Source organism: Urinicoccus massiliensis (assembly GCF_900120405.1).
Classification (GTDB): domain Bacteria; phylum Bacillota; class Clostridia; order Tissierellales; family Peptoniphilaceae; genus Urinicoccus; species Urinicoccus massiliensis.
The window spans coordinates 403,645-428,405 of record NZ_LT635493.1 but is presented as its reverse complement, the minus strand read 5'-3'; the positions used below and the strand labels follow the sequence as shown (position 1 = coordinate 428,405).

Sequence of the window (24,761 nt, the reverse complement as noted above, 5' to 3'; positions counted from 1 at the left end):
TAACTTGTGCCCTTAGCTCAGCTGGTAGAGCACCTGACTCTTAATCAGGGTGTCGAGAGTTCGAGCCTCTCAGGGCGCACCAAGTTAGGGAAAATCGTGGAGAGAAATCTTCACGATTTTTTTATATTCGGGCTTTTTAAAAGTTAAAGATGTTTTTTCAAAAAGAATCCCCACTTGCTACTTTTTCAAGAGGGGATTTTATGATATAATCACTTATTGTAAAGAATATATTTATTCACGGGGAGGTTAGAGGGGTCTATGAATAGGGCGAAGTCTATAGTTCACCGGCGTAAAAAGCCTAAAAGTCACAAAAACAGGACTTTTGCAACTTTTTTTAGCCTGGAGAGAGAATTCTTCTTGGACTTGCCTGCCGGTTTACGCCTTAAAACTACATTAACTTGTCCTATGGATAGGTTTATCCCTTTATTTGCATGAGAATGATTCTGAAAAAGAACGTTCTCTTTTTTTATTTTATGGAGGTATATGATGGAAAAATTGTACGAAGGAAAAGCAAAGTTAGTCTACAAAACAGACAAGGACGATGAAATTATCATCCGCTACAAGGATGATGCCACAGCTGGTAATGGGGAAAAGAAGGCCACCATCCAAGGTAAGGGAGCCTTGAACCTGGCCATTACAACCCGGATCTTCGAAATGTTGGAAGAAAATGGCGTCCACACCCATTATATTGAAACCCTTAACGACACAGACATGCGGGCTAAAAAGGTAGAAATCTTCCCCTTGGAAGTCATTATCCGTAACATTTCTGCTGGTTCTTTTGCCAAACGCTATGGGGTAGAAGAAGGCATTGTCTTTAAGGAACCCACCTTCGAACTTTCCTATAAGAATGATGACCTGGGCGACCCCTTGATGAACGAAGACCACGCTGTGGCTTTGGGCCTGGTTACAAGAGACCAATACGACCAAATTAAAAAGACAACCTTGAAGATCAATGACCTCTTAAAGGACTTCTTCCACGGAATTGGTGTAACCCTGGTGGACTTTAAGATTGAATTTGGTAAGGACAAGGACGGAAACATTCTCTTGGCCGATGAAATCAGCCCAGACACCTGCCGTCTATGGGATGAAAAGACCAAGGAAAAATTGGACAAGGACATCTTCCGTCGGGACCTTGGCAACTTAACTGAAGGCTATCAAAAAGTTTTAGACCGTATTAGAGGATAATATGTGCGGGGTAATTGGTATTTATGATGAAAAGGGCGTGGCCAAAAAGTTGTTTTTTGGCCTGTCCAGCCTCCAACACCGGGGCCAGGAAAGTGCCGGGATGAGTGTGTCCAATGGGTCTGAAATCGTCCGGAAAAAGGGCATGGGCCTGGTGAGTGATGTTTTTAAGGATGGTGTTTTGGAGGACCTCCAGGGTTCCATGGGGATTGGCCATGTCCGCTATTCAACAGCCGGGGGAAGTTTTGAGTTTAACACCCAACCCCTTATGGCCTTTGCAAAAAATACAACCATGAGTCTGGCCCACAACGGCAACCTTATTAACTATCAAATTTTACGGACCCGTTTGGAAGAAGAAGGGATGATGTTCCAAACCACCATTGATTCGGAAGTCATCCTCTACTTAATCAGCCGCTACTACAAGGGAGATATTGTCCAAGCTGTCCGCAAGGCCATGGGTCTGATCAAGGGGGCCTATGCTGTGGTCTTGTTGCTGGAAGACAAGTTATTGGCCTTCCGGGACCCCTATGGAATCCGTCCTTTGGTTTTAGGGGATACTCCTGATGGGGGTTGGATTGTGTCCAGCGAAAATGCCCCTATTGATATTATTGGTGGCAGGTATATCCGGGATATCCAACCCGGGGAAGTGGTGGTGATTGACCAAGAGGGGATCCAATCCTTCCCCATGGAAGAGGAACAAAAGCCCAAGCACTGTTCCTTTGAATATGTCTACTTTGCCAGAAATGACGCCACCCTGGATGGGGTAAATTCCTATAATTTTAGACGGCGGTGTGGGGAAATTTTATATGAAGAATTTCCTGTAGATGTGGACTTGGTTGTGGCGGTCCCTGACAGCGGGATTCCCTCGGCCATTGGCTATTCCCAAGCCTCTCACATTCCCCTGGCAGAGGGCTTGGTCAAGAACCGCTACATGGGTCGGACCTTTATTAAGCCCACCCAGGAAGAAAGGGAAATGGCCGTTAAGCTCAAGTTAAACCCCCTAAGCCATGTGGTAAGTGGCAAGCGGATTGTCCTCTTGGACGACTCCATTGTCCGGGGAACTACCTCGGCCAATTTAATTTCCAGGCTCAGGGAAGCCGGGGCAAAAGAAGTCCACATGCGGGTGACATCACCTCCGGTGGTCAACCCCTGCTACTATGGTATTGATACGCCGTCTCGGAAGCACTTAATTGCGGCCAATATGTCGGTGGAGGAAATTGAAGAGAAAATCGGGGCAGACTCTCTGCGTTTTATTTCGGAAGAGGGAATGGTCAAGGCAGCCCGAATTGCCGGAGACCACCTGTGTATGGCCTGTTTTGACGGTCATTACCCGGTGGATCCCATTGTATTATAGGAGGAACTATGGCATTAACATATGAACAAAGCGGTGTCAATATTTCAGAAGGCAATCGTGCCGTTGAATTGATGAAAAAGTCGGTGCAAAAAACCTATCGGGATGGCGTTGTGGGAGATATCGGCCTCTTTAGCGGGGGCTTTTCCCTCAAGGCCTTTAAGGATATGGAGGACCCCATCCTACTAGCTTCTACTGACGGGGTTGGAACCAAGATTTTGATTTCTCAAGAACTGGGTATCCACAATACCGTAGGGATTGACCTGGTGGCCATGTGTGTCAATGACTTGATCTGTCAAGGGGCCAAACCTCTCTTTTTCCTGGACTACATAGCCAGTGGTCACCTGGAAGCGGAAAAGATTAGTCAATTGGTGGAAGGTATTGCCCAAGGCTGTTTGGATTCCATGTGCTCTCTCATTGGGGGAGAAACAGCGGAAATGCCGGGCCTTTACGGGGAAGATGAATATGACCTGGCAGGTTTTTCTGTAGGCATTGTGGACCGGGCCAAGATGATTGACGGATCCAAGATTAAGGAAGGGGATTCCATCATCGGTTTGGCTTCCTCAGGAATCCACTCCAATGGCTACTCCCTGGTTCGTCGCTTGTTTTTAGAAGAACTGGGTATGAAGCTGACAGACTCCTTTAAGGGGACAGACCAAAGTCTGGGCCAAGTCCTTTTGACTCCCACCAAGCTCTATGTCAAGGCTATTTTAAATCTCTTGGACCAAGTGGACCTCAAGGGGATTGTCAATATTACTGGTGGGGGCTTTGTGGAAAATATTCCCAGAATCCTACCTGAAAACCTAAATGCCCGAGTCCATGTCAATAGCTGGGAAAAACTTCCCGTCTTTAAGGCCATTGAAGAATCAGGCATGGTGGAATTTGAAGAAATGTACCGGAGCCTCAACATGGGCATGGGCATGGTCTTGATTTGTGACCCCCAAGATGAAGAGGCTGTCCTAAAGAGTCTTGCAGAGTCTGGGGAAGAAGCCATGAAGATTGGGGAAATTGTCCAAGGGAACAAGGTATGCGAACTTATAAAATAGCCGTCTTTGTCTCCGGGTCCGGGACCAACCTTCAAAGTATCCTAGATGCCATGGACCGGGGGGACTTTCAATCCCAGGTCCTCCTTTGCCACAGCAATAAGGAAGATGCCTATGGCCTGGAAAGGGCCAAAAAGCATGGCATTGACTGTCTTGTGTCCAGGGACGATGACGAGATTTTACAGGCCTTAGAAAGCCGGGGCATTGACCTAATTGTCCTGGCCGGCTACTTAAGAATTTTAAGCGATTATTTTTTGGAAAACTTTAAGGGCTTGATTTTAAACATCCACCCCTCCCTCCTACCCAAGTATGGGGGCATGGGGATGTATGGAATCCATGTCCATGAGGCAGTTTATGCCCATGGAGAAAGGGAATCTGGAGCCACAGTCCACCTGGTTACTGGGGTGGTGGACGGGGGACAAATCATCCTCCAAGAATCCACCAGCATTGAGGACTGCCACAGTCCAGAGGAAATCCAAGCCAAGGTTTTGAAAATTGAACATAGGCTACTGCCCAAGGCAATAGCCCACTTAGAGGAGGTATGAAATGACGTATGCATTGTTGAGTGTCACGGACAAGAGGGGAATTGGAGACCTGGCCCGGGGCCTGGCCCAAAGGGGCTACAAACTCCTATCCACCGGGGGAACCATGAAGGCCATCCAAGATGCCGGAGTTGAAGTGGAAAACATTTCTGCCTATACTGGCTTTCCGGAAATGTTAGATGGTCGGGTCAAGACCCTCCACCCCAAGGTTCACGGCGGTCTTCTTTATCGTAGGGACCTGGAGGACCATGTCAAGACCGTCAAGGACCATGGCATTGAATCCATTGACCTGGTGGTTTGCAACCTCTATGACTTTGAAGGTCACTTGGAAAAACAAGCCCCCCATGAAGAGATGATTGAAAACATCGACATCGGTGGCCCCTCTATGATCCGGTCAGCCGCCAAAAACTACCAATCTGTCTATGTCCTGACAGACCCAGAAGACTATGAAGATGTCTTCAAGGCCATGGATGGGGAAATTGACGACAAGGCCTTTAGGGAACGCCTGGCCATGAAGGCCTTCTCCACTACAGCCTACTATGACGCCATGATCAGCCGTTATATGCAAGACCGCCTGGGAGAAAAGGCCAAGACCCTAACCCTGGGTCTCAAGAAAATTTCTGACCTCCGCTATGGGGAAAACCCCCACCAAAAAGCGGCCAGGTACCGGGACCCCATGGTGGATTCCTACTACAAGTCCATCTACCAATACCAAGGTAAAGAATTGTCCTTTAACAACCTAAACGACTTGAATACTGCCTTGGAATTGGTTATGGAATTTAAGGACCCAGCTTGTGTGGCCCTAAAACATGCCACACCCTGTGGGGTAGCCAAGGCAGATACCGTCTACCAAGCCTATGAAAAGGCCTTTGAAGCTGACTCTTTATCCATCTTTGGTGGAGTTGTGGCCTTTAACCAAGAAGTAGATGGCAAGACAGCAGAAAAAATGGTGGAAATCTTCTTAGAAGTTGTGGCTGCACCGAGTTTTTCAGACCAAGCCCTGGAAGCCTTTAAGAAGAAACCTAACCTCCGTGTTCTCCAATTTGACCTCAAAAAGCAAACAGCCTCTATGGATATTAAGTTCACTTCAGGAGACTTTATCATCCAAGAAAAAGACAAGCTGGCCCATACAGATTGGAAGACAGTGACCAAAAAAGAAGCCAGCCCTCAAGAAGTCAAGGACTTGGAATTTGCAGAATTGGTCTGTAAGTATGCCCGGTCCAATGCAGTGGTTGTTGTCAAAGACGGTCAAACTTTGGGAATCGGTGGGGGCCAAACCTCAAGAATTTGGGCCCTGGAATCCATCCAAACCCACCACAAGGACCGAGACTTTACAGGGGCAGTCCTGGCCAGTGATGCCTTCTTCCCCTTTGACGACTGCGTCAAGCTGGCAGCCAAGATGGGCATCAAGGCCATCGTTCAACCTGGTGGATCCATCCGAGACGAGGATTCTATCAAAGTTTGTGACCAAGAAGGTATGGCCATGATTTTTACCAATACACGTCATTTTAGACATTAAGGAGTTCGGAATGAAAATTTTGATTTTAGGGAGTGGAGCTAGAGAGCATGCCTTGGGCTATGCTGTGAAAAAAGAAGGTCGCTCACTATACTTTTTGCCTGGAAATGCCGGGACCCAAGACCTGGGAAAAAATATAGACCTGGCCTTGGAAGATAGGGAAGCCATTGTTGACTTTGCGAAAAAAGAAGGAATCGACTTTACCCTAGTGGGACCGGAAGCTCCCCTGGTAGGGGGAATTGTCGATGCCTTCCAAGCAGAGGGCTTAAAGATTTTTGGTCCCAAGGCCAAGGAGGCCCAATTGGAAGGGTCCAAGACCTTTGCCAAGGACTTTTGCAACCGCCATGGTCTCTTGACAGCCAAGGCCTATGCCTGCCAAGAAGCCCAAGAAATCCGCCAAAGAGCCCAAGAACTTTTGGATGCGGATGGCACGGTGGTTTTAAAGGCTGATGGTTTGGCCGGGGGCAAGGGCGTTGTCATTGCCAAAAAGCAAGAGGACATTGAAGACTTTATCCAAAGAGTCCAAGAGGGAGCCTTTGGAGAGAAAAAAGTTTTAGTGGAAGAATTTATCCCTGGCTTTGAAGTGAGCATCCATGCTCTAGTGGATGGCCAAAAGGCCCTGCTCCTTCCCAGCGCCCGGGACCACAAGAAGATATACGACAATGAAAAAGGCCCCAACACTGGGGGCATGGGGACCTACAGCCCCAATGACCAAGCCGACATCTACCAGGATGAAATTGAAAAAGACATCCTGGCCCCCTTTATGGAGGGCTTGAAAAAAGATGGCCTGGACTTCCATGGAGTCATCTTTATCGGCTGCATGATTTCCCAAAAGGGAATCTATGTTTTGGAATTTAACGTTCGCTTTGGAGACCCGGAAACCCAATCCATCCTAAACCGGATTGATGAGGACCTCCTGGACCTCTTCCAAAAGACCATGGAAGGGAACTTACCTGACCAAATTAAAATCAAGGACAACAAGGTCCTAACCCTGGTTTTAGCCTCCCAAGGTTATCCCTTGTCCTATGAAAAAGGCAGAGAAATTAACCTGGAAGGCCTGGACCAAGACGTCCTTATTTACCATGGAGGCACCAGCTACCAAGATGGAAAGCTAGTGACTTCCGGTGGTCGGGTCCTGTCCATTACAGGCCAAGGCCAAGATTTTGAAGAGGTTAAGAAAAAAGTCTACCAAGCTGCAGAGCAAGTCCAATTTGAAGGCAAGACCTACCGCAAGGACATTGGACCCACGGTGTCTCGGGTCTATGTGGCCAAAAAGGACCCCTTCCAAATCGAAGCCAAGAACCTGGAAACAGAATTGGAAGAGCTCCTGGGTCATCCTCTAAAGATCAAGGTCTACCAACGCTACGACATTGAAGGCCTAAATGAGGAAGAAGAACAAGAAGTGGCCCGGACCATCCTGGCAGAACCTCCCGTAGATGACCTCTACCTGGGACGAGATGCTCTTCAAGTTCAAAAGGACTTTAAAAATCCCCTGGTTGTCCAATACCACCAAGGGCAATTTGACCAAAGAAACCAAGGGGTCCTAGACACCATCCTGGTGACCCTGGGGCGGGATGACCTGGCCAGCAAGACTGCCAAGGTCTACGACTTTGACCAAGTGACTCTCCAGGACATGGAAAAAATTCGGACCTTCTTAATCAACCCTGTGGATGAAGAAGAAGGACAAGTTCTGGGAATTCCCACCAGCCTCAAGGAAAACTTTACAGTAGAGGCCAAAAACCCCGTCTACCAAGGCTTTATAGACTACAGCCAAAAGGACCTTCAAGACTTTTTAGAAGACCAAGGCCTGGCTATGAGCATGGAAGACCTGGCCCTGGTTCAAGATTATTTCAAAGATCTTAACCGAGACCCCAATGTAACAGAAATTGGCCTGATTGACACCTATTGGTCAGACCACTGCCGCCACACCACCTTTAATACGGTTTTGGATATCCAAGTGGACCCAGTCAAGACCAAGTTGGATGAAACAATCCAAAAGACCCTGGAAGACTACCTGGACCTGAAGACCAGGGTCAAGAAGAAAAAACCCATCACCCTAATGGACCTGGGCACCATTGTGGCCAAGTACCTAAAGGAAGAGGGAATTTGCAAAAAAATTGAAGTATCGGATGAAATTAATGCCTGCTCAGTCTATGTGGATGTCACCATTGAAAAAGACGGCAGGGAAGAAGTCGTCCCCTATCTTTTGATGTTTAAAAATGAAACCCACAACCACCCAACGGAAATCGAACCCTTTGGAGGAGCATCCACCTGTCTGGGTGGAGCCATTCGGGATCCATTGTCTGGTCGGTCCTATGTCTACCAATCCATGCGGGTCACAGGAGCCGGGGACCCCTTTACTCCCCTGGACCAAACTCTTAAGGGAAAACTTCCCCAAAGAAAGATTTGCCAAAATGCCGCCAAGGGCTATTCTTCCTATGGAAACCAAATCGGCCTAACTACAGGCCTAGTGGAAGAGTGGTACCATCCAGGCTACCTGGCCAAGAGGATGGAAGTTGGGGCTGTGGTGGGAGCAGCTCCCCAAGAAAATGTCAAACGGCTAAAACCTGGTCTGGGAGACTTGATTCTCCTGGTAGGAGGACGGACAGGCCGAGATGGCATTGGAGGAGCCACAGGTTCTTCCAAGGCCCATGACCTTTCTTCCATTACAGAGTCTTCTGCCGAAGTCCAAAAGGGGAATGCTCCCATGGAAAGAAAGCTTCAAAGACTCTTTAGAAACCCTCAGGTGGCTCAAAAAATTAAAAAGTGTAACGACTTTGGTGCCGGAGGAGTTTCTGTGGCCATTGGTGAATTGGCCGATTCCCTAGATATTGACCTGGACCAAGTGCCCTTGAAATACCTGGGCCTCCAACCCAAGGAAATTGCCCTGTCAGAATCCCAAGAACGGATGGCCATCCTCATTGATCCCAAGGACTTGGACTTTATGAAAAAAGCCTGTGTTGAGGAAAATGTAGAAGCCAGCCTTGTGGCCAAGGTTACAGACACTGGCAAACTCCACATGACCTATGGGGGTCAAACTATTGTGGACCTAGACCGGAGCTTCTTGGATTCAGCTGGAGCCAGCCGGGAAAACCAAGCCCGGATTACAAGCGAAGGCCTTCCCTCTTTCTTCTTGGAAGATGGAGACCTGGAAGACCTACCCAAGAGGTTGGAAGACTTAAACATGGCCAGCCAAAAGAACCTCATGGAACGCTTTGACACCTCCATTGGTCGGGGGTCTCTGGTAGTTCCCCTAGGAGGAAAAGACCAGTTAAGTCCCGTCCATGGAATGGCAGCCTTGATTCCCAGCCTGGAAGGCCAAAGTAAAACCGGGTCTATTATGGCCTACGGTTTCAACCCCTTCCTGGCAGACCAAAGCCAATTCTTGGCCGGCTACTATGGCGTTTTAGAATCCCTGGCCAACTTTGTAGCCCTGGGAGGAGACATCCATGAAGTCTACCTGAGCTTCCAAGAATACTTTGAAAAATTGGGTCAAGACCCCCAAAAATGGGGCAAGCCCTTAAAGACCCTCCTAGGAGCCTTCTCCATCACCAAGGAATTAGAAATTCCCGTTATTGGAGGCAAGGACTCCATGAGTGGAAGCTTTGAAGACCTAAATGTTCCTCCAACCTTCCTGTCCTTTGCCTGTGGACCCTGTCCAGCAGACCGGATCATGACACCAGAATTAAAGGGGACTGGAAAAATTGGCCTCCTAGCAGTTCCCCACCAAGAAGATGGGCGAGTGGACCTGGATGCCTGGTTGAAAAACCTCGAAACCATCAAGAAGGAAAACCAAGCCGGCAATATTTTAAGCCTGGCAGCCATCAACCACCGGGGCATCCTGGTGACCCTGTTTGAAATGGCTATTGGGAACCGGGTGGGCCTAGAGGTCAAAACAGAAGACTTCTTCTTGCCCCGTTATGGAGACTTTATCCTGGAATACAAGGAAGATATTCCGGGAGTTCAAGAACTGGGAACCTGCCAAGGGGAAGACTTTACAGTTAATGGCCGGACCTTTGCCTACCAAGATCTCTTAAAGGGTTACCTGGGTCGCTTTGACTCCATCTATTCCCCCACCATCCAAAGTCGGGATATCGACTGGACCAAGAGGGTTAAAATCAAGGACCGGCAAGAAAAATCCAAGCACCCTGTGGCCAAACCCAAGGTCATCATTCCCGTTTTCCCGGGAACCAACTGCGAATACGATACAGCCGCTGCCTTTGAAAAAGAAGGAGCCCAAGCGGAAATCTTCGTCTTCAACACCCTGAGCCCGGACCATGTCAACCAGTCCATCCAAGACCTGGCTGAAAAAATCAAGTCCGCTCAAATCCTGGCCCTGCCTGGAGGTTTTTCCATGGGAGATGAACCCGATGGATCAGGTAAATTTATTGCCAATGTCCTAAGAAACCCCAAAATAAAAGAAGCCATTGACGTTCTCCTAAGAGACCAAGATGGCCTGATGCTGGGAATTTGTAATGGTTTCCAAGCCCTGATTAAAACAGGCTACCTCCCCTATGGTCAAAGCAAGGTCTTGGACCAAGAGGACCCAACCCTCCATTACAACAATTCCAACCGTCACATTGCTAAATTCGTCCAAACCAAGGTTTTATCCAACAAGAGTCCCTGGACCCGGAGACTTTCTACAGAAAAAGACTATCTTGTCCCTATTTCCCATGGGGAAGGTCGGGTCATTATTTCTGAAAGTATGATGGAAAAATTGTTGGAAGGAGACCAAATTGCCACAGTCTACAAGGAAAGCCCCAATGGGTCCTTCTATGGCATTGAAGGCCTTATGTCACCAGATGGAAAAATCCTGGGGAAAATGGGCCATTCAGAAAGGGTTTGTGACCAACTATACAAAAATATACCGGATGTGGAAATTCAAGAAATTATCGGCTCCGGTGTCGACTTCATGAGGAGGGACTAATGAGAAATAAGTATGAAAATCCCTTGACCAGCCGCTATGCCAGCAAGGAAATGTCCTATATCTTTTCCGACGACCACAAGTTCCAAACCTTTCGGAACTTGTGGATCGCCCTGGCCAAGGCGGAAAAGGAATTGGGACTGTCCATTAGCGACCAACAAATTCAAGACCTGGAAAGGGTCAAGGAAGAAATTGACTACCAAAGAGTAGCAGAAATTGAAGCCCAAACCCGTCACGACGTCATGGCCCACATCAAGGCCTATGGAGAGTTGGCCCCTTCTGCCAAGGGAATCATCCACTGGGGAGCCACCTCTTGCTTCGTCACAGACAATACAGACCTAATCCTTATGCGGGAGGGCCTGGACCTGATCTTGAAAAAGCTAAAGGTCCTCATCAAGCAAGTTCGGGACTTTGCCATGGACTACAAGGACCTGCCCATCCTGGCCTACACCCACTACCAACCGGCCCAACCCACCACCCTGGGCAAGAGGGCCAGCCTTTGGCTCTATGACCTCTACATGGACTATGTAGAAATCCAAAGACGCCGGGACCTCCTCCGCCTGAGAGGGGTCAAGGGGACCACAGGAACCCAGGCTTCCTTTATGGAACTCTTTGAAGATGGGGACAAGGTAGACCAATTGGAGGACTTGGTGGTCAAGGCCATGGGCTTTGACAAGGCCTATGAAGTAACAGGCCAAACCTATTCCAGAAAGGTGGACCAAGAAATCCTGGCCTCCATCAGCAGCCTGGCCCAAACCATGCACAAGATGACCAATGACCTAAGGATGATGCAACACCAAAAAGAAGTGGAAGAACCCTATGAAAAGGGCCAAGTCGGTTCATCCGCCATGGCCTACAAGCGAAACCCCATGCGGTCCGAACGGATTTCTTCCCTGGCCAAGTATGTCATCCAAGCTGCCGGCAACGGGGCCCTGGTCTATGCCACCCAATGGTTTGAACGGACCCTGGACGATTCAGCCAACCGGAGGATTTCCATTGGAGAGAGCTTTTTGGCCATGGACGCCATCTTGGACATTGCCATTAATGTCAGCCAAGGCCTGGTGGTCCATGAAAAGATGATTGAAAAAAATCTCAAGGCAGAACTGCCCTTTATGGCAACAGAAAATATCCTTATGGAAGCCGTAAAAAGAGGAGGAGACCGACAAGAACTTCATGAACACATCCGGACCCACTCCCAGGCAGCTGCAGCCCGGGTTAAGGACCAAGGCCTATCTAACGACCTCATTGATCGGATTATTGCAGATCCAGCCTTTGGCCTATCCGAAGCAGAGATCCGGGACCTGATTTCTCCAGAAAAATTTGTGGGACGCAGTCCTCAACAAGTGGAAAGATTGGTCAAGGAAGTCATTGACCCCATCCTCCAGGATGTGGAAGACTACCATGCCCAATTGCACGTGTAAAAAGGAGGATCCAAATGGAATTAATCGGATATAAAAAATGCTCAACCTGTAAAAATATTGAAAAACTCTTGGACCAAGAGGGCCTGGACTACCACTACCGGGAAATTGACAAGGAAACACCCTCTGTGGAGGAACTCAAAGACCTCCACAAGAGGTCGGGCCTGGACATTCAAAAGTTTTTTAACTCCTCAGGTATGGTCTACCGGGAATTGAACTTGAAAGACAAGCTCAAGGACATGGACCTGGAAGAAAAATACAAGCTTCTAGCCTCCAACGGCATGTTGATCAAAAGACCCATCCTGGTAAGTAAGGACCAAGTCTTGGTGGGACCCCAGGTAAAAAAATATCTCTTAGGAGAATAAATGAAATCCCCCCATCTACGGATGGAGGGATTTTTTGCTTATAGAGAAAATAAATGGTCTGTGTAAAATTTAAAAAAACTTTACCTGGCTGGAAAAGAAAACTTACATGGGTATGGTAGGATAAAAGAAGTTAAGTTAACATGAAATAGGGGGAAGAAAATTGAAAGAAGACCAATTAAAAGTAAAAATTTTTACAGCCTTGACCCTGGCAATGGGGGTTGCCTCTCTTGTACTATTGATTTTAAAGGTGGTCTCTACAGAAAGTGCTTTAATTCTCCTGTCTTTAGGACTTGTATGCCAGGGATTTTTGAATTTGGAAAAAGGAAATAAGCTTACTTCCAAGTGAAAATGTAAAAGCAAAAAGCGATTAAGGTTTTTCTTAATCGCTTTTTGCTTGGATGATGATTTTTGGTCACACAGAATAGTGGTGGAAGCTAACCAGGCCAATGGACAAGAGGACAAGGAGAAGGAGGAAGGGGGCCAGGCCTACAAAGTGGACGGTGGACACAAAAAAGAGGAGGAGGCTACAGACCCCAATACTGGGCATGAGGATGGTGAAGGCCTTGTAACCAGCCCGGTAGATTTCTAATTGTTCCCGTTCGTCGGAGGATTCCAGTCTTTTTTTGGCATAGGAAAAGGATAGGGTGTCACTATAGAGGTCGGGCCGGTAGCTATGGATAAAGTCCACCAGTCTTTTTTGGAAATAGACCAAAAAGACAGCAAGAAGAATGAAATAGACCAGGGCAAAAAAGATTCTCTCTACAAAAGCGTCGTCTGTCTTGTGAAGAGAAGTTGCCATGTAGAGCATAAAGAAGAAAAAGTTAAAGACACTAGCTAGGTGGATATAGAGGTTGGCTCGTTTGATGGAGCCTTCTCTTAAAAGGTCCCGGTCCAGGGCCAGGTCTTCTGTAACTTGTTTTTCCCCTCGAAAATAAGCTCCCAGGGCCAGGAGGGTCAAGGCCAGGGGAAGGACCAGGTAGATGGTAAAGGCATGGTTGAAGTAAAAGGCTTCTAAATTCCGGTTGAGGGAAAGAAGGAGCTCATCTATTTGGATTCGAGATGCAAAGATTCCTGTCAAGGCTCCCAGGACCATTAAAAGGATTAAACGGACAGTAAAGTTATTTTTCCATGTTTTCATGGGGGACCTCCAATTTCTCGATTTCTTCTTGGATTTCTTCCAGGTCGGGACGACGGTGGAGGGGCTTTCTATTGTAGGGGCTAAGGATAAAGCTGCCAAAGAGGACCAGCATCAAGAGACCAGTTACCAGGACAGAGGGCCAGGTCAGGACTTGGTTTTCAATAATAGAGGGGTCCATGTTTTTGCTAAAGAGCAAGATGAGGTTGTTGTTAAAATAGTGGAGTAGGACCGGGGTCCAAAGGGACTTACTGTAGTTGTAGGCAAAGGAAAAGAAGATCCCATAGCTGACACAGACAAAAAGTTGGTTGACCAGGCTCATAAGGCCACTACCTGGAGCCGAGTAGAAAAAGAGGTTGAGGGGAAGGTGCCAGATTCCCCAGGCCAGTCCCAAAAGGAGGGTCCCCTGGACCATGCCAAATTTCTTTTGCAAGAGGGGTTGGAGGTAAAAGCGCCAACCAAATTCTTCCCCAAAGAAAAAGATAAAGCTAAGGGGGAAGTTGACCACTAGGGCCAGGACAAAAACCAGCTTATTCCAGGTCAAATAAGTTAAAAATTCTTGGAAGTTTTTTTCGGCCAGGCTGCCCAAGCCCCCTCGAAGAAGGTAGAGGACAAGGAAAATCCCCAAGACCCCAAGGATCCTCTTCTTATGGGATAAATCTAGGCCATAAGCCTTTCTTAGGTCCTTTGGCATGGAGACTATGGCAACAAGAAAGGCCAAGGAAAAGACAATGACTAGGACATTTTGGGGTAAGTTCTTCATAAAAAGAGAAGCAATACTGGCTAGGAGGAAAAGACCTGTAAAAAAGACATAGGTCAAAAAGGCCCTTTTGACCTTGGGGTTTCTTTCTTTTCTTCCATTTAAAATAATCAGGGAAACGGCCAGGGCAGGGGTCAGCATTTGAAAGGCGGGAAGGAGGGAAATATCCAGTCCCTTGCTCTTTCCATAATAGATGAGCCCTCCCAATAAAAAGGGCAAAAGATAGGTAGTTAAGAGAAAAATTAAGGCTTGTTTTTTAGATTGAGTCATGATTTTCATCCTCCTTGTAGGTAAATAAGTCTTCAACCCGGCAATGCAAAACCTGGGCCAGCCGGAGGCAAACCACAATGGAGGGGTGGTAGTCTCCCCGCTCAATGAGAGAGATGGTTTGTCGACTGACCCCCACCAGGGCTCCCAGGTCGGCCTGGTTGTACTTGTGTTCTTTTCGTTTTTCTTGAAGGGAATTATAGAGGGGCATGGCTAGGTCCTTTCTTTAAATTGACAAGTATCTTTGTCAATAACTATTATAATTATGACAAGTATTCTTGTCAATAGCAAAAAGAAAAAATCCAACCGCCTAGACGGTTGGATCCTTACTTTTTTATTTTAACTCAATCGACAGATTGGAAGACCCGGCCATTGGAAATGTCATAGTGGCCTAGGAGACTTTCGGCTTCTTGGCCATCTACCAGGAAGCGGACGCCGTCAATTTCAGAAAAACTGGTTAGGCTCTTGACGATTTGGCCAATAAAGAGTTCTTCGTCCAGGTCGCCGCCGCCGGCCAAGGCAGACTTAGAAACGTCAATGGTTGCAATGGAGTCCTTGACGTCGGTTTTCAGGATAGACCCCTTGGGAACAAAGTTTGTGGCGTCTTTCAAGTCGCCATCCTTGCCGGGACCTTCTTGCAAAAGTGCCAGAACAGCATCAACCAGGTCTTTTTTGTTGGAATCGTAGTCAATGGATGCCTTGGCTTGGATGTATTTGGCATTGGAATCTCCATTTTGGACATAGGCCTTGTTGGGGAAGAAGAGGCTGCCTTCAGCCTTGATCTTTTCTTGGGCCTTGTCGTCGGGTTTTTCTTCCTGGCTTTGGCTGGCCGGGGCTTGGTTGGAAGCCGGATTATTTTCATTGCCCGGGGCCTTGTTACAGGCCAGGGCCAAAACCATAAGGCCCACCAGGACTAGAATCTTCAAGGGTAGTTTTCTATTCATAATTAACCTCCGTTAGTGTATAATAATCTTACTCTGTTATTACCCAGAAAAGACAGGATTACACAAAATTTACCTTGAATAAAGAAAAAAATTAAGGGTATATTAAATGAAACGGAAAGAATAGAAAGGACAAGCAAGTCAAATGAAGAAAAAGGATAAAAAACCCAATAAAAACAGTCAGTGGCTGAAAAAGCCCATGTTTTTATTTTACGCTATAGCCATTATTGGCGTTTTTGCCTTTCAAGCCCTAGTCTATCCCAAGCTCCAAGGCCCCAGCGAAGAAGTAAAAGTTGTGGGCTATGGAACTTTTTTGGACCAACTGGCCCAGGGGAAAATCAACCAGGTCCATGTGGCAGACAAGAAAATAACCTATGACCTCAAGGTCCCAGGTAAGAAGGAAGGACCTAAGTATGAAACGGCCCGGATGGAGGACTTTGACCTGGTGGACCGGCTCTACAAGGGAGACATCAAAGGTTTTGAACGAATCTATCCTGTGGAAATCAACCCCATTTTGGGGTCCATTCTTAGCTTCGTCTTGACCCTGGTCTTTTTCATCGCCGTGGCCCAACTCTTGATGTACATGCTCAACAAGCGGATGGGAGAAGGCGGCGTAGGCCCCATGAGTTTTGGCAAGTCCAATGCCAAGATCTATGACCAGTCCGTGGAAGGCATGACCTTTGACAATGTGGCAGGCCAAGACGAGGCCAAGGAAGCTCTGAAGGAAATTGTGGACTTCCTCCACAATCCTAAAAAATATGCAGCCATTGGAGCCAAGCTACCCAAGGGAGCCCTCTTAGTAGGTCCTCCCGGAACAGGCAAGACCCTCCTGGCCCAAGCCGTTGCCGGCGAGGCAGAAGTTCCCTTCTTCTCCATCTCCGGGTCTGAATTTGTTGAAATGTTTGTAGGTTTGGGGGCCTCCAAGGTCCGAGACCTCTTTAAACAAGCCAACGAAAAAGCCCCCTGTATCGTCTTTATCGACGAAATTGACACCATTGGAAAGAAAAGAGACGGAATGGGATTTTCCGGCAATGATGAAAGAGAACAAACCCTCAACCAACTTTTGGCCGAAATGGACGGTTTTGAAGGCAAGTCCGGAGTGGTAATCCTAGCCGCTACCAACCGGCCTGAATCTTTGGACCCGGCCCTTTTAAGACCGGGCCGCTTTGACCGACGGATCCCCGTAGAACTTCCAGACCTGGCAGGACGGGAAGCCATCTTAAAGGTCCATGCTAGGAAGATTAAAAAAGATGCCAACATCGACTACAATGCCATTGCCCGGGCCACAGCCGGAGCCTCCGGGGCAGACCTGGCCAACATGGTCAACGAAGGAGCCCTAAGGGCTGTCCGCCAGGGTCGGAATGAAATGACCCAGGAAGATTTGGAAGAATCCGTTGAAGTAGTTTTGGCAGGTTATGAACGGAAAAACATGGTCATTAGCCCCAAGGAAAAAGAAATGATTGCCTACCATGAAGTGGGCCATGCCCTGGTGGCAGCCATGCAAAGCGATTCCGCTCCAGTCCACAAGATTACCATTATCCCCAGGACCTCTGGAGCCCTGGGCTACACCATGCAGGTGGATGAGGAAGAAAAGTTCCTCATGAGCCAGGAGGAAGCCTACCAAAAGATTGTCACCTTTACCGGGGGACGGTCTGCCGAAGAATTGATCTTTAACACCCGGACTTCCGGAGCCTCCAATGACATTGAGCAGGCCACCAAGATTGCCCGGGCCATGATTACCCGTTTCGGTATGAGCGACAAGTTTGGCATGGTGGCCATGGAAAGTGTCACCAACCAATACCTGGGCGGGGACACCAGCCTGCAAGTTTCTCCCGATACGGCTCATTTGATTGACCAGGAAGTGGAAAAACTCATTGCCAAGGCTCACAACCAGGCCATCACCATCTTAAAAGAAAATATGGAGGCCCTTCATGAAATTTCCCGCTTCCTTTTAAACAAGGAAACCATCACCGGGGAAGAATTTATGGAAATTCTGGCCAAGTATAAATAAAAGAACCGATTTTTCGGTTCTTTTTTCTCTTTTGTGGTAAAATAAGAAAAGAAAATAGTTTCTTACATTAAAGGAGGAAAAGATGAAAAAATTATTTCCAATTCTGGCCATCCTCTCCCTCCTGGCCTTGGTGGCCTGTAAGTCCCAGGCTGGTCCCAAGGAGGCTGGAGAAAAGCCACAAAAACCAGAGATTAGCCAAGAGAAAATCTTGGCTGACTTGAAAGAAGCCGATGAAAAAAACAACCCCTATAAAAGAGACGACTACATAGCCTATAGTGTCACCATGGTAAAAGAGCTGGAAGAAGGGCAAAAAACCTCCGTCCTTCTTTGGGTCTGGAGCCAGGGCTATAGCTTCTCCCAAGGGATTTTTAAAGCCGAGTCCGGCTACTCCATGCCCATGAAGTTGGTCTATGGGTCCCAAGACGGAAAGCTCCAGGAAATCATCCAAGCCCAAGATGGGTCTGAGTACGCCCCTTCGGTTTTAAAAATGGCCGGAGGAGACAAAAAGCTGGCAGACAGCTTGATGGAAGTGCCTAATAGTCAAGAAAGCTATGACCAGCTCATGGAAAGTCTGGCCCAAGATGCCAAGGCCAAGGGCCTGGAAGGCTTTAATCACAAGATCGACCAAATTCCAGGCTATGAAAAAGACGTCATTTATATCAAGACCGGCCCCAACCACATTCCCGGAACAGTGGAAATTGCCAAAAAAGCAGACTATGACCAAGCCAAGGCCCGACTGGGAACGGAAAATTGGACCTACTGTCCCAGTGTCCTCTACCATGAAAAAACTGGCCTGGCCCTGGAATCCATTATTGATTCTTTTGAAGACTAGGAGGAGGCAATGAAAAAAATCTTAAAAATCCTCCTTGGTCTGGCCTTAATTTGCCTAGTGGCCTGCCAAGGAGAAAAAGAAGCTAGCCAACCAGCCCTGGGTCCCATGGTCCGGATCAAGGACGAGCTCTACCTGTCCACCGGCTATGTCAATAGCCTGGTGACCTGCGGAACAGCCGACGGACAAATTACATCCACCGTCCCCAATAGCCAAGAACCCCGGGAAGACAACCAGTCCAACTTTGGCAAGAGCTATGACTGGCAGGTTTGGGAGGGCGGCTATGTCAGTGTAAAAATTGACGACCAGTGGATCCTCTTCCAAAACATAGCCATGGATAGCAATCAAATTCCCAGCTGTGTGGCCCATTTCAAGGCCCGGGTCCTGGAGACAGAAGAAGACCGACTTTTAGTTCAAGCCACAGAAATAGACGACGGGTTTGTCTTGCTGAAAAGAGCCTTGACCAAACCCATTGCCCTAGATATTGACAACCTAGACCACGCCAAAGACGGCCAGGTCACGACACAAGGCCTAGAGGGCAAGGAAGTGGAAGTTTGGTTTGACGGCCAAATCAGCCAGGAAGAACCAGAAAAATCCACCCCCATCTTCCTGGGACAAATCTACAAGATCCAGGTCCTGGAAGACTAAAAAGAGTAGGGAAAATTAAATAAGAGCACATCTAAATTTTCACTCGCTTTAGATTTCTAAAAAACAAGAAAAGCCAAGACCCCTGTAGCAGCTACAGGGGTCTTTTTGTAAAAGTTCAATTGTAACTCCCGGCGATTATTTAGTATAATAAAAGTGAAAAGGAGTGGACTTATGAACTACAAGGACTATCTAAAAAGAGAATTGAAAACCGCCTTTGGCTGTACCGAACCCATTGCCCTGGCCTATGCCGCAACCAAGGCCAAGGAGGTCTTGGGCCATGAACCAGACCAGATTCGGGCCGACCTGTCAGCCAATATGATAAAAAATGCCCATAGCGTCTATGTGCCAGGGACCCAGGGTCGCAAGGGCATCGACATCTCCCTGGCAGCCGGGGCCCTTTTAGGCCAATCGACCCATGAGCTGGAAGTCTTGGCCCATATCGACAAGACCCGGTTGGAAGATTGCGACCGTTTTATCCAGCAAGGCCGGATCCAGGTCCACTTGAAAGAAAATGTGGCCAACCTCTATATAGACATCCAAGCCTCCTACCAAGACTCCCATGCCCGGGTCCTTGTAGTGGACGAACACACCAACATCGTCCGGATTGAAAAAGATGGACAAGTCCTCTACCAAAAAGACCACTCCATCCAGGAAGAAGTCCAGGTGGATTTTTCCTTTGACCAAATTTACGACTATGCTCAAAAAGTCGACCTAAAAGACTTCCAAGACCTTTTAGACCGAGAGATTTCCTATAACTATGCCATAGCCCAAGAGGGAATCCAAAACCCCTGGGGGTCCGGCATTGGACGTTTGATCCTAGAAAGACACCCCCAAGACCTGAGAGAAAAAATTGTCGCCTATACAGCCGCCGGGTCTGATGCTCGGATGTCCGGAGCAGAAAACCCCGTGGTTATTAATTCCGGGTCCGGCAACCAGGGGATTTCCGTATCCGTCCCCTTGATTGTCTATGCCAAGGAAAAAAACCTAGACTGCGAAAAACTCCAAAGAGGCCTTTTATTTTCAAACCTCCTGGCCCTCTACCAAAAGAAAAATATTGGAAAACTATCCGCCTATTGCGGAGTCGTTTCCGCAGCCTCCAGCGCCATTTGCGGCATCGCCTTTTTAAAAGGAGAAGACCGGCAAGTCATTAAAGAAACCCTGGCCAATGCCCTGGCCGTCAATGGGGGCATCCTCTGTGACGGAGCCAAGGCCTCCTGTGCCATGAAAATCGCCTCCAGCCTTAGAAATGCCTTTTTGGCCTACGACCAAGCCAAGGCCGGCCAGTCCTTCAAGGCCCAGGACGGGATTATCAAAGACGACATCGACCAAACCCTGGAAGTGATGGGCAATATCGCCCGCTACGGCATGAAAAAAACAGATGAAGTGATTTTAAATGAAGTCTTGGGCAACCGGGATTATTTGAAAGAATTTGACTAGGGTGGGGGAAGCTAAAAATAGGAAAAGTTTTTAGAAGACCTGAGAGGCTAAGGAATTAAACTTCCAGTCAAAGATTTGAAACGCCGCGACCTCTTCCAGACCTAACTTGGCGACGAAGGAACCATAGTAGGTCTTATGCAAGCAATTGGTTTTTCTGGGTATTTATCTTGGACCTGTATTTATATATTCTGTTTATCCATACGGGCGACACCAGGTCGCCCCTACAATTGGGGTATAAAATTTATTCCTTATATTTATATATTTGGGGATGCAGGGACCTATGTAGGGGCCTGCTTGTCAGGCCCGTATAGGGAAATATGTTGATATGGGAATAATGTGAATAGGGGCAATACCCTATATAAACATATCCGGAATTGAAGGGAACGGGCTAGACAGCCGTCGATTTCTAGCTGTTCAAGCAAAGCTTTCACAGGAAATCTTGGCATGAGACCTGCCGCGAAATCATAGATTTCGGGCTAGGGCATGGGTCGCCCCTACAATTGGTTTTCTGGGTATTTATCTTGGACCTGTATTTATATATTCTGTTTATCCATACGGGCGACACCAGGTCGCCCCTACATGGGAAATTCTGTTTATTTATATTGGACCAATATTTATATGTTTTGCTTATTAATTTGGGCCTAGGATTGGTTTTCCTGGATATTTACTTGACCTGGGCTAGAAATGGGTATATACTATATAAGGTATTATAAGAAATAAACAAATGAAAAATTTGACTATGTACATGTAAGTCCTTTAGGGGCTTTCTTTTTTTTGAAAGGAGTGGTGGGGTGACTAGGAGTCATGAATATCGGAATCCCATGGGTTATGGGGAAATTGGTCCCCTGATTCGTCAATATGCGGTTCCTTCTATTATCAGTGGCCTGGTGGGGGCTCTTTACAATATTGTGGACCAAATTTTTATTGGCCAAGGGGTGGGGATCCTGGGCAATGCGGCCACCAATGTGGCTTTTCCCTTTACCAACATGGCCCTGGCCCTGGGGCTTCTAGTGGGGGTCGGGGCTTCGGCTTCTTATTCTCTAAACCTGGGGCGGAATAAAAAGGACCTGGCGGGGAATTATATCTTCCAGGGCCTGTCTTTGCTTTTTTTGGTTAGTCTGCTTTTAATGGTTTCTACCCGGATTTTTTTAAAGCCTCTCTTAATTGGCTTTGGGGCCACGGAAAAGGTCCTGCCCCTGGCCTATGAATACATGCTTATGATTAACCTGGGTATGCCGGCTCTTATGGGGGTTGCCGGGCTAACCAATGTCATCCGGGCTGACGGGGGCCCCAAGTTTGCCATGATGGCCAACCTGGTAGGGGCCATCATCAACACCATCCTGGACCCTATTTTTATTTTTGTCTTTAAGTGGGGGATGGCGGGGGCTGGTTTGGCCACCATTATTGGCCAATATGTCGGCTTTATCCTCTGTCTTATCTACCTGATGAACTTAAAGAGTGTGGACCAAAAATTCCACCTGCCCTGGCCCAAGTGGTCTTATGCAAAAAATATTTTCAGCCTGGGGGCCAGTCCCTTGATTAACCAATTGGCTTTTATGGTAACTCAAATTGTCTTAAACAATGTCCTGACTTATTTTGGGGGCCAATCCATCTATGGGGCGGAAATTCCCCTGGCGGCAGTGGGGGTTATCAGCAAGGTGACGGTTATTTATATCTCCTTTGTCATTGGGGTTTCAGGCGGGGCCCAACCCATTATTGGCTACAACTACGGGGCCAAGCAGTATGACCGGGTCAAGGAGGCCTACTTCAAGGCCTTAAAACCCATTATGATTTGCTCGGTGATTACCTTTTTAATTATAGAAATTTTCCCCAAACAAATCCTCATGCTTTTCGGAGAGGGGTCGGACCTCTACTACCAATTTGGAATCAAGTATTTCCGCATTTTTTGCGGCACTATCTTCCTGGATGGGATCCAACCTCTGACGGCCTTTTTCTTCACGGGAATTGGCAAGGCCCTAAGGGGGACCTTGATTTCTCTGACCCGGCAAATTATCTTCCTGGTACCCCTGATTTATTTTTTTGCCCGCTTTTTCGGCATTGAGGGGGTCCTTTATGCAGGGCCGATTTCGGATATTGCAGCCTTTGCTGTGTCGGTGGTCTTGATTTACAAGGAAATCCTGGACATGGAAAAATTAAAAAGTCAGCTGGCCTAGGCCGGCTTAAGGAAACTCCAAGAGAAATGTTATTAAAATGTAATTTTTTTCTTGGAGTTTTTTGTCTAAAGTCCGTTATAATAAAGAGTAGAGAATATGAAAGGAGATTTACATGAAGGTAAAGTTAGGAAAATTCATGACCCTGGCCCTGGTGGCAAGTGTCTTGCTTCCCATAAAGACCTATGCCAAGGCCCAGGTTTTGGAAAGAGAACCCATTGGTCCCGGGGCTGTCCGGACCCTCTACCAAAGTCAAACCAATAGGGGAAAAGTCCGGGTCAATGTGGTGGAATGTGATATCAATAATTCCAACCTGGAGGTGGGCCTGGTCACGGGGGCCGGAAAGTACACCCAAAAAGCCACGGTTTCCCAAATGAGCAAGAGGGTGGACTCCATAGCCCTGGTGAATGGAGACTTTTTCAATATGCGGGCCCAGGGCGCTCCCTTGGGAGCCAGTGTCCTCCAAGGTCGCCTGGTGTCAGCACCCATGAATTCCATCGGCTATTATTCCCTGGGGATTGACGGCAACAACAAGGCCTTTATTGACGCCATCACCTTTAAGGGAAACTTTACTGCAGCCAATGGAAGGTCCTTCCCCATCCGGGGTCTCAACAAGGCCCAATACTGGGACAATATTTCCGGAGCGGACTCCCATCTGGATACTCTCCACATCTACAACGACCACTGGTCCAGCATCAGCCGGGGAAAATTTAAGTCTGGTGGAGCGGAAGTTTTAATCAATGCCAACAATGTGGTAGAGCAAGTGAGCTTGGGAAGCCCCCTTCGCATGGCTGTGCCCCAAGGCAAGATTATTGTCCAAGCCAACAATTCTGCAGCCAACTTTATCCGGGACAATGTGAAAAAGGGAGACAAGGTCCAATTAAACTACGCCATCTACCCCAAGAGAAATTGGAAGTTCCTCGTAGGAGGCCATGGCCTCTTGGTGGACAATGCTGTAGCCATTCCCTACCAATTGGCCCCGGAATCCATTGCGGGTTTCCGGCCCAGAACGGCTGCTGGAATTTCTGCTGATGGCAAGAAGATCTACCTGGTTTCTGTGGAAAAATCCAGCCGGAGTGTGGGGATGCAATTAAGTGAAGTCTCCAACTTTATCGTGGAAAATCTCAAGTGCCAACGGGCTGTCAACTTGGATGGTGGCGGGTCCACTGCCATGACCATCAAGCATGCTGGGGACTTTGACCAAACTGTCGTTACAAGACCTGGCCCCTCAGCCCAAAGACCTGTCGTCAACGGGGTGGGTGTCTTTAACCGGGCTCAAGAAGGTCCCTTGGCAGCTGTCCGTTTGGAAGGGCCCTCTTCCATTGTCTTGGGAGAAGAAGCCCGCTTTAACATGAAGGGCTGGGATGCCAACTATGTGGCCAAGAAAACCCAAGCCATGAAGCAACTCTACCGGGTGGGAGATCAAATGCTTCCAGGCAACAGTTATGTGGGGAGGCAAATTGGCCAAGTCCAAGTTGTGGGAAACATTGATGGAATCCGCAACACCATGAACCTAACTGTTCAAGGGTCTGAGGGCTTGAAGTCCTTAAATGTCAAACTGGCCAATCCAAAAATGGGTCCTGGTATGATGACGAATTTCCAAGTCCAAGGGGAAAAACTGGACAAGAAGAGTGTGGCCATTGATCCTTCTGTGGCCCAATATTCTTTGGAAGGTTTCCAAGGCCAAGTCCAAGGCAATACCATCCAGGTCCAAGACACCCTGGACCAAGCCCTGGGTTATTTAAAGGTCCAATACGACAAGATGACCATCAAGGTGCCCATTTACAACAAGGACTACCGGATGATTGAAATGGCCATTGGCAAAAAAGACTACACCATTGACGGGGCCAAAAGGTCCATGGACGTAGCTCCCATGGCCACCAACAACCGGACCCTGGTTCCCTTACGCTTCCTAGTAGAAAGTCTGGGAGGCCAAGTGGATTGGGACCAAGAAAATCAAACCATCCACATCAACCACAAGGGACAAGACCTGGTTCTGCCCCTGGATTCCACCAGGATTTTGGTCAATGGCCAAGAAGTTGTCATTGACACACCGGCCATGGTTAAAGACCAAAGGACCCTGGTGCCCATTCGTTTTGTAGTGGAAAACCTGGCCATGACAGTGGACTACCAACCAGAGGGACAAGTTGTCCGGATTTTGGAAAGAGTCCAAGGAGCCATGTAAATAAGCAAGAGCCTTCTCCTGGAGAGGGCTCTTTTT

At 47.8% G+C, this 24,761-nt stretch carries 19 protein-coding genes and 1 tRNA gene; 16 read left to right on the top strand and 4 right to left on the bottom strand.

Going from position 1 to position 24,761, the window contains the following annotated elements:
• The first annotated feature begins 6 nt into the window (after positions 1-6).
• From BQ7400_RS06655 to BQ7400_RS06610, 10 genes are all read left to right on the top strand, one after another.
• Positions 7-82: transfer RNA gene (locus BQ7400_RS06655), tRNA-Lys, on the top strand.
• A 404-nt stretch (positions 83-486) separates the two neighbouring features.
• Positions 487-1,185 (top strand): phosphoribosylaminoimidazolesuccinocarboxamide synthase, encoded by a 699-nt coding sequence (gene purC / locus BQ7400_RS06650; protein ID WP_072469875.1) that lies wholly within the window; start codon positions 487-489, stop codon positions 1,183-1,185.
• 1 nt (position 1,186) lies between these two features.
• Positions 1,187-2,536 carry an amidophosphoribosyltransferase gene (gene purF, locus BQ7400_RS06645; RefSeq protein ID WP_072469874.1) on the top strand — a complete coding sequence of 450 codons (1,350 nt, stop codon included), beginning with the start codon at positions 1,187-1,189 and terminating at the stop codon, positions 2,534-2,536.
• 8 nt (positions 2,537-2,544) lie between these two features.
• A complete protein-coding gene (purM, locus tag BQ7400_RS06640; protein WP_072469873.1) occupies positions 2,545-3,579 on the top strand; it encodes a phosphoribosylformylglycinamidine cyclo-ligase in 1,035 nt (344 codons plus the stop codon).
• Positions 3,561-4,121: a phosphoribosylglycinamide formyltransferase gene (gene purN, locus BQ7400_RS06635; RefSeq protein WP_072469872.1), complete on the top strand. Its 561-nt coding sequence runs from the start codon at positions 3,561-3,563 to the stop codon at positions 4,119-4,121. The genes purM and purN overlap by 19 nt, the downstream gene beginning before the upstream one ends.
• 1 nt (position 4,122) lies before the next feature.
• Positions 4,123-5,637 carry a bifunctional phosphoribosylaminoimidazolecarboxamide formyltransferase/IMP cyclohydrolase gene (gene purH / locus BQ7400_RS06630; protein WP_072469871.1) on the top strand — a complete coding sequence of 505 codons (1,515 nt, stop codon included), beginning with the start codon at positions 4,123-4,125 and terminating at the stop codon, positions 5,635-5,637.
• 10 nt (positions 5,638-5,647) lie between these two features.
• On the top strand, positions 5,648-10,561 hold the full coding sequence (locus tag BQ7400_RS06625; RefSeq protein WP_072469870.1) for a phosphoribosylformylglycinamidine synthase: 4,914 nt from the start codon (positions 5,648-5,650) through the stop codon (positions 10,559-10,561).
• Positions 10,561-11,979: an adenylosuccinate lyase gene (gene purB / locus BQ7400_RS06620; RefSeq protein WP_072469869.1), complete on the top strand. Its 1,419-nt coding sequence runs from the start codon at positions 10,561-10,563 to the stop codon at positions 11,977-11,979. Before BQ7400_RS06625 ends, purB begins: the two co-directional genes overlap by 1 nt.
• 14 nt (positions 11,980-11,993) lie before the next feature.
• Positions 11,994-12,341, top strand: a complete 348-nt coding sequence (locus BQ7400_RS06615) for a Spx/MgsR family RNA polymerase-binding regulatory protein (RefSeq protein WP_072469868.1) — start codon at positions 11,994-11,996, stop codon at positions 12,339-12,341.
• Positions 12,342-12,501: 160 nt separating this feature from the next.
• Positions 12,502-12,687, top strand: coding sequence for a hypothetical protein (locus BQ7400_RS06610; protein ID WP_072469867.1), 186 nt, complete (start codon positions 12,502-12,504; stop codon positions 12,685-12,687).
• Positions 12,688-12,753: 66 nt separating this feature from the next.
• Here BQ7400_RS06610 and BQ7400_RS06605 read toward each other — a convergent pair whose 3' ends face one another.
• The 4 genes from BQ7400_RS06605 to BQ7400_RS06590 form a co-directional block, all read right to left on the bottom strand.
• Positions 12,754-13,479 carry a DUF3169 family protein gene (locus tag BQ7400_RS06605; RefSeq protein ID WP_072469866.1) on the bottom strand — a complete coding sequence of 242 codons (726 nt, stop codon included), beginning with the start codon at positions 13,477-13,479 and terminating at the stop codon, positions 12,754-12,756.
• A complete protein-coding gene (locus tag BQ7400_RS06600) occupies positions 13,460-14,506 on the bottom strand; it encodes a CPBP family intramembrane glutamic endopeptidase (RefSeq protein WP_072469865.1) in 1,047 nt (348 codons plus the stop codon). The genes BQ7400_RS06605 and BQ7400_RS06600 overlap by 20 nt, the downstream gene beginning before the upstream one ends.
• Entirely contained in the window at positions 14,493-14,714 is a 222-nt protein-coding gene (locus BQ7400_RS06595; protein WP_034439954.1) for a helix-turn-helix transcriptional regulator, read from the bottom strand. The genes BQ7400_RS06600 and BQ7400_RS06595 overlap by 14 nt, the downstream gene beginning before the upstream one ends.
• Positions 14,715-14,847: 133 nt before the next feature.
• Positions 14,848-15,447 (bottom strand): GerMN domain-containing protein, encoded by a 600-nt coding sequence (locus BQ7400_RS06590; protein WP_072469864.1) that lies wholly within the window; start codon positions 15,445-15,447, stop codon positions 14,848-14,850.
• 142 nt (positions 15,448-15,589) lie between these two features.
• Between BQ7400_RS06590 and ftsH the strand changes: the two genes are divergently transcribed.
• The 6 genes from ftsH (at position 15,590) to BQ7400_RS06560 (ending at position 24,725) form a co-directional block, all read left to right on the top strand.
• A complete protein-coding gene (ftsH, locus tag BQ7400_RS06585) occupies positions 15,590-17,455 on the top strand; it encodes an ATP-dependent zinc metalloprotease FtsH (RefSeq protein ID WP_034439952.1) in 1,866 nt (621 codons plus the stop codon).
• Between the two features lie 82 nt (positions 17,456-17,537).
• Complete coding sequence (locus tag BQ7400_RS06580; protein ID WP_072469863.1) at positions 17,538-18,287, top strand: hypothetical protein; 750 nt, start codon at positions 17,538-17,540, stop codon at positions 18,285-18,287.
• A 9-nt stretch (positions 18,288-18,296) separates the two neighbouring features.
• Complete coding sequence (locus BQ7400_RS06575) at positions 18,297-18,932, top strand: hypothetical protein (protein ID WP_072469862.1); 636 nt, start codon at positions 18,297-18,299, stop codon at positions 18,930-18,932.
• 171 nt (positions 18,933-19,103) lie between these two features.
• The gene (locus BQ7400_RS06570) at positions 19,104-20,369 is read left to right on the top strand and encodes an L-cysteine desulfidase family protein (RefSeq protein WP_072469861.1); all 1,266 of its coding nucleotides are present in this window, start codon (positions 19,104-19,106) and stop codon (positions 20,367-20,369) included.
• 791 nt (positions 20,370-21,160) lie between these two features.
• A complete protein-coding gene (locus tag BQ7400_RS06565) occupies positions 21,161-22,543 on the top strand; it encodes an MATE family efflux transporter (protein ID WP_094230615.1) in 1,383 nt (460 codons plus the stop codon).
• Between the two features lie 112 nt (positions 22,544-22,655).
• A complete protein-coding gene (locus BQ7400_RS06560; protein WP_072469860.1) occupies positions 22,656-24,725 on the top strand; it encodes a stalk domain-containing protein in 2,070 nt (689 codons plus the stop codon).
• Positions 24,726-24,761: the final 36 nt, after the last annotated feature.

Excerpts from the sequence above, each read along its gene's own strand:
- BQ7400_RS06595 (WP_034439954.1), bottom strand. The coding sequence starts at position 14,714 with ATGCCCCTCTATAATTCCCTTCAAGAAAAACGAAAAGAACACAAGTAC.
- BQ7400_RS06560 (WP_072469860.1), top strand. The coding sequence starts at position 22,656 with ATGAAGGTAAAGTTAGGAAAATTCATGACCCTGGCCCTGGTGGCAAGT.
- BQ7400_RS06575 (WP_072469862.1), top strand. The coding sequence starts at position 18,297 with ATGAAAAAAATCTTAAAAATCCTCCTTGGTCTGGCCTTAATTTGCCTA.
- purC (WP_072469875.1), top strand. The coding sequence starts at position 487 with ATGGAAAAATTGTACGAAGGAAAAGCAAAGTTAGTCTACAAAACAGAC.
- BQ7400_RS06600 (WP_072469865.1), bottom strand. The coding sequence starts at position 14,506 with ATGACTCAATCTAAAAAACAAGCCTTAATTTTTCTCTTAACTACCTAT.
- BQ7400_RS06570 (WP_072469861.1), top strand. The coding sequence starts at position 19,104 with ATGAACTACAAGGACTATCTAAAAAGAGAATTGAAAACCGCCTTTGGC.
- BQ7400_RS06615 (WP_072469868.1), top strand. The coding sequence starts at position 11,994 with ATGGAATTAATCGGATATAAAAAATGCTCAACCTGTAAAAATATTGAA.
- BQ7400_RS06580 (WP_072469863.1), top strand. The coding sequence starts at position 17,538 with ATGAAAAAATTATTTCCAATTCTGGCCATCCTCTCCCTCCTGGCCTTG.
- purF (WP_072469874.1), top strand. The coding sequence starts at position 1,187 with ATGTGCGGGGTAATTGGTATTTATGATGAAAAGGGCGTGGCCAAAAAG.
- purM (WP_072469873.1), top strand. The coding sequence starts at position 2,545 with ATGGCATTAACATATGAACAAAGCGGTGTCAATATTTCAGAAGGCAAT.
- BQ7400_RS06590 (WP_072469864.1), bottom strand. The coding sequence starts at position 15,447 with ATGAATAGAAAACTACCCTTGAAGATTCTAGTCCTGGTGGGCCTTATG.
- ftsH (WP_034439952.1), top strand. The coding sequence starts at position 15,590 with ATGAAGAAAAAGGATAAAAAACCCAATAAAAACAGTCAGTGGCTGAAA.
- BQ7400_RS06605 (WP_072469866.1), bottom strand. The coding sequence starts at position 13,479 with ATGAAAACATGGAAAAATAACTTTACTGTCCGTTTAATCCTTTTAATG.
- purH (WP_072469871.1), top strand. The coding sequence starts at position 4,123 with ATGACGTATGCATTGTTGAGTGTCACGGACAAGAGGGGAATTGGAGAC.
- purN (WP_072469872.1), top strand. The coding sequence starts at position 3,561 with ATGCGAACTTATAAAATAGCCGTCTTTGTCTCCGGGTCCGGGACCAAC.
- purB (WP_072469869.1), top strand. The coding sequence starts at position 10,561 with ATGAGAAATAAGTATGAAAATCCCTTGACCAGCCGCTATGCCAGCAAG.
- BQ7400_RS06625 (WP_072469870.1), top strand. The coding sequence starts at position 5,648 with ATGAAAATTTTGATTTTAGGGAGTGGAGCTAGAGAGCATGCCTTGGGC.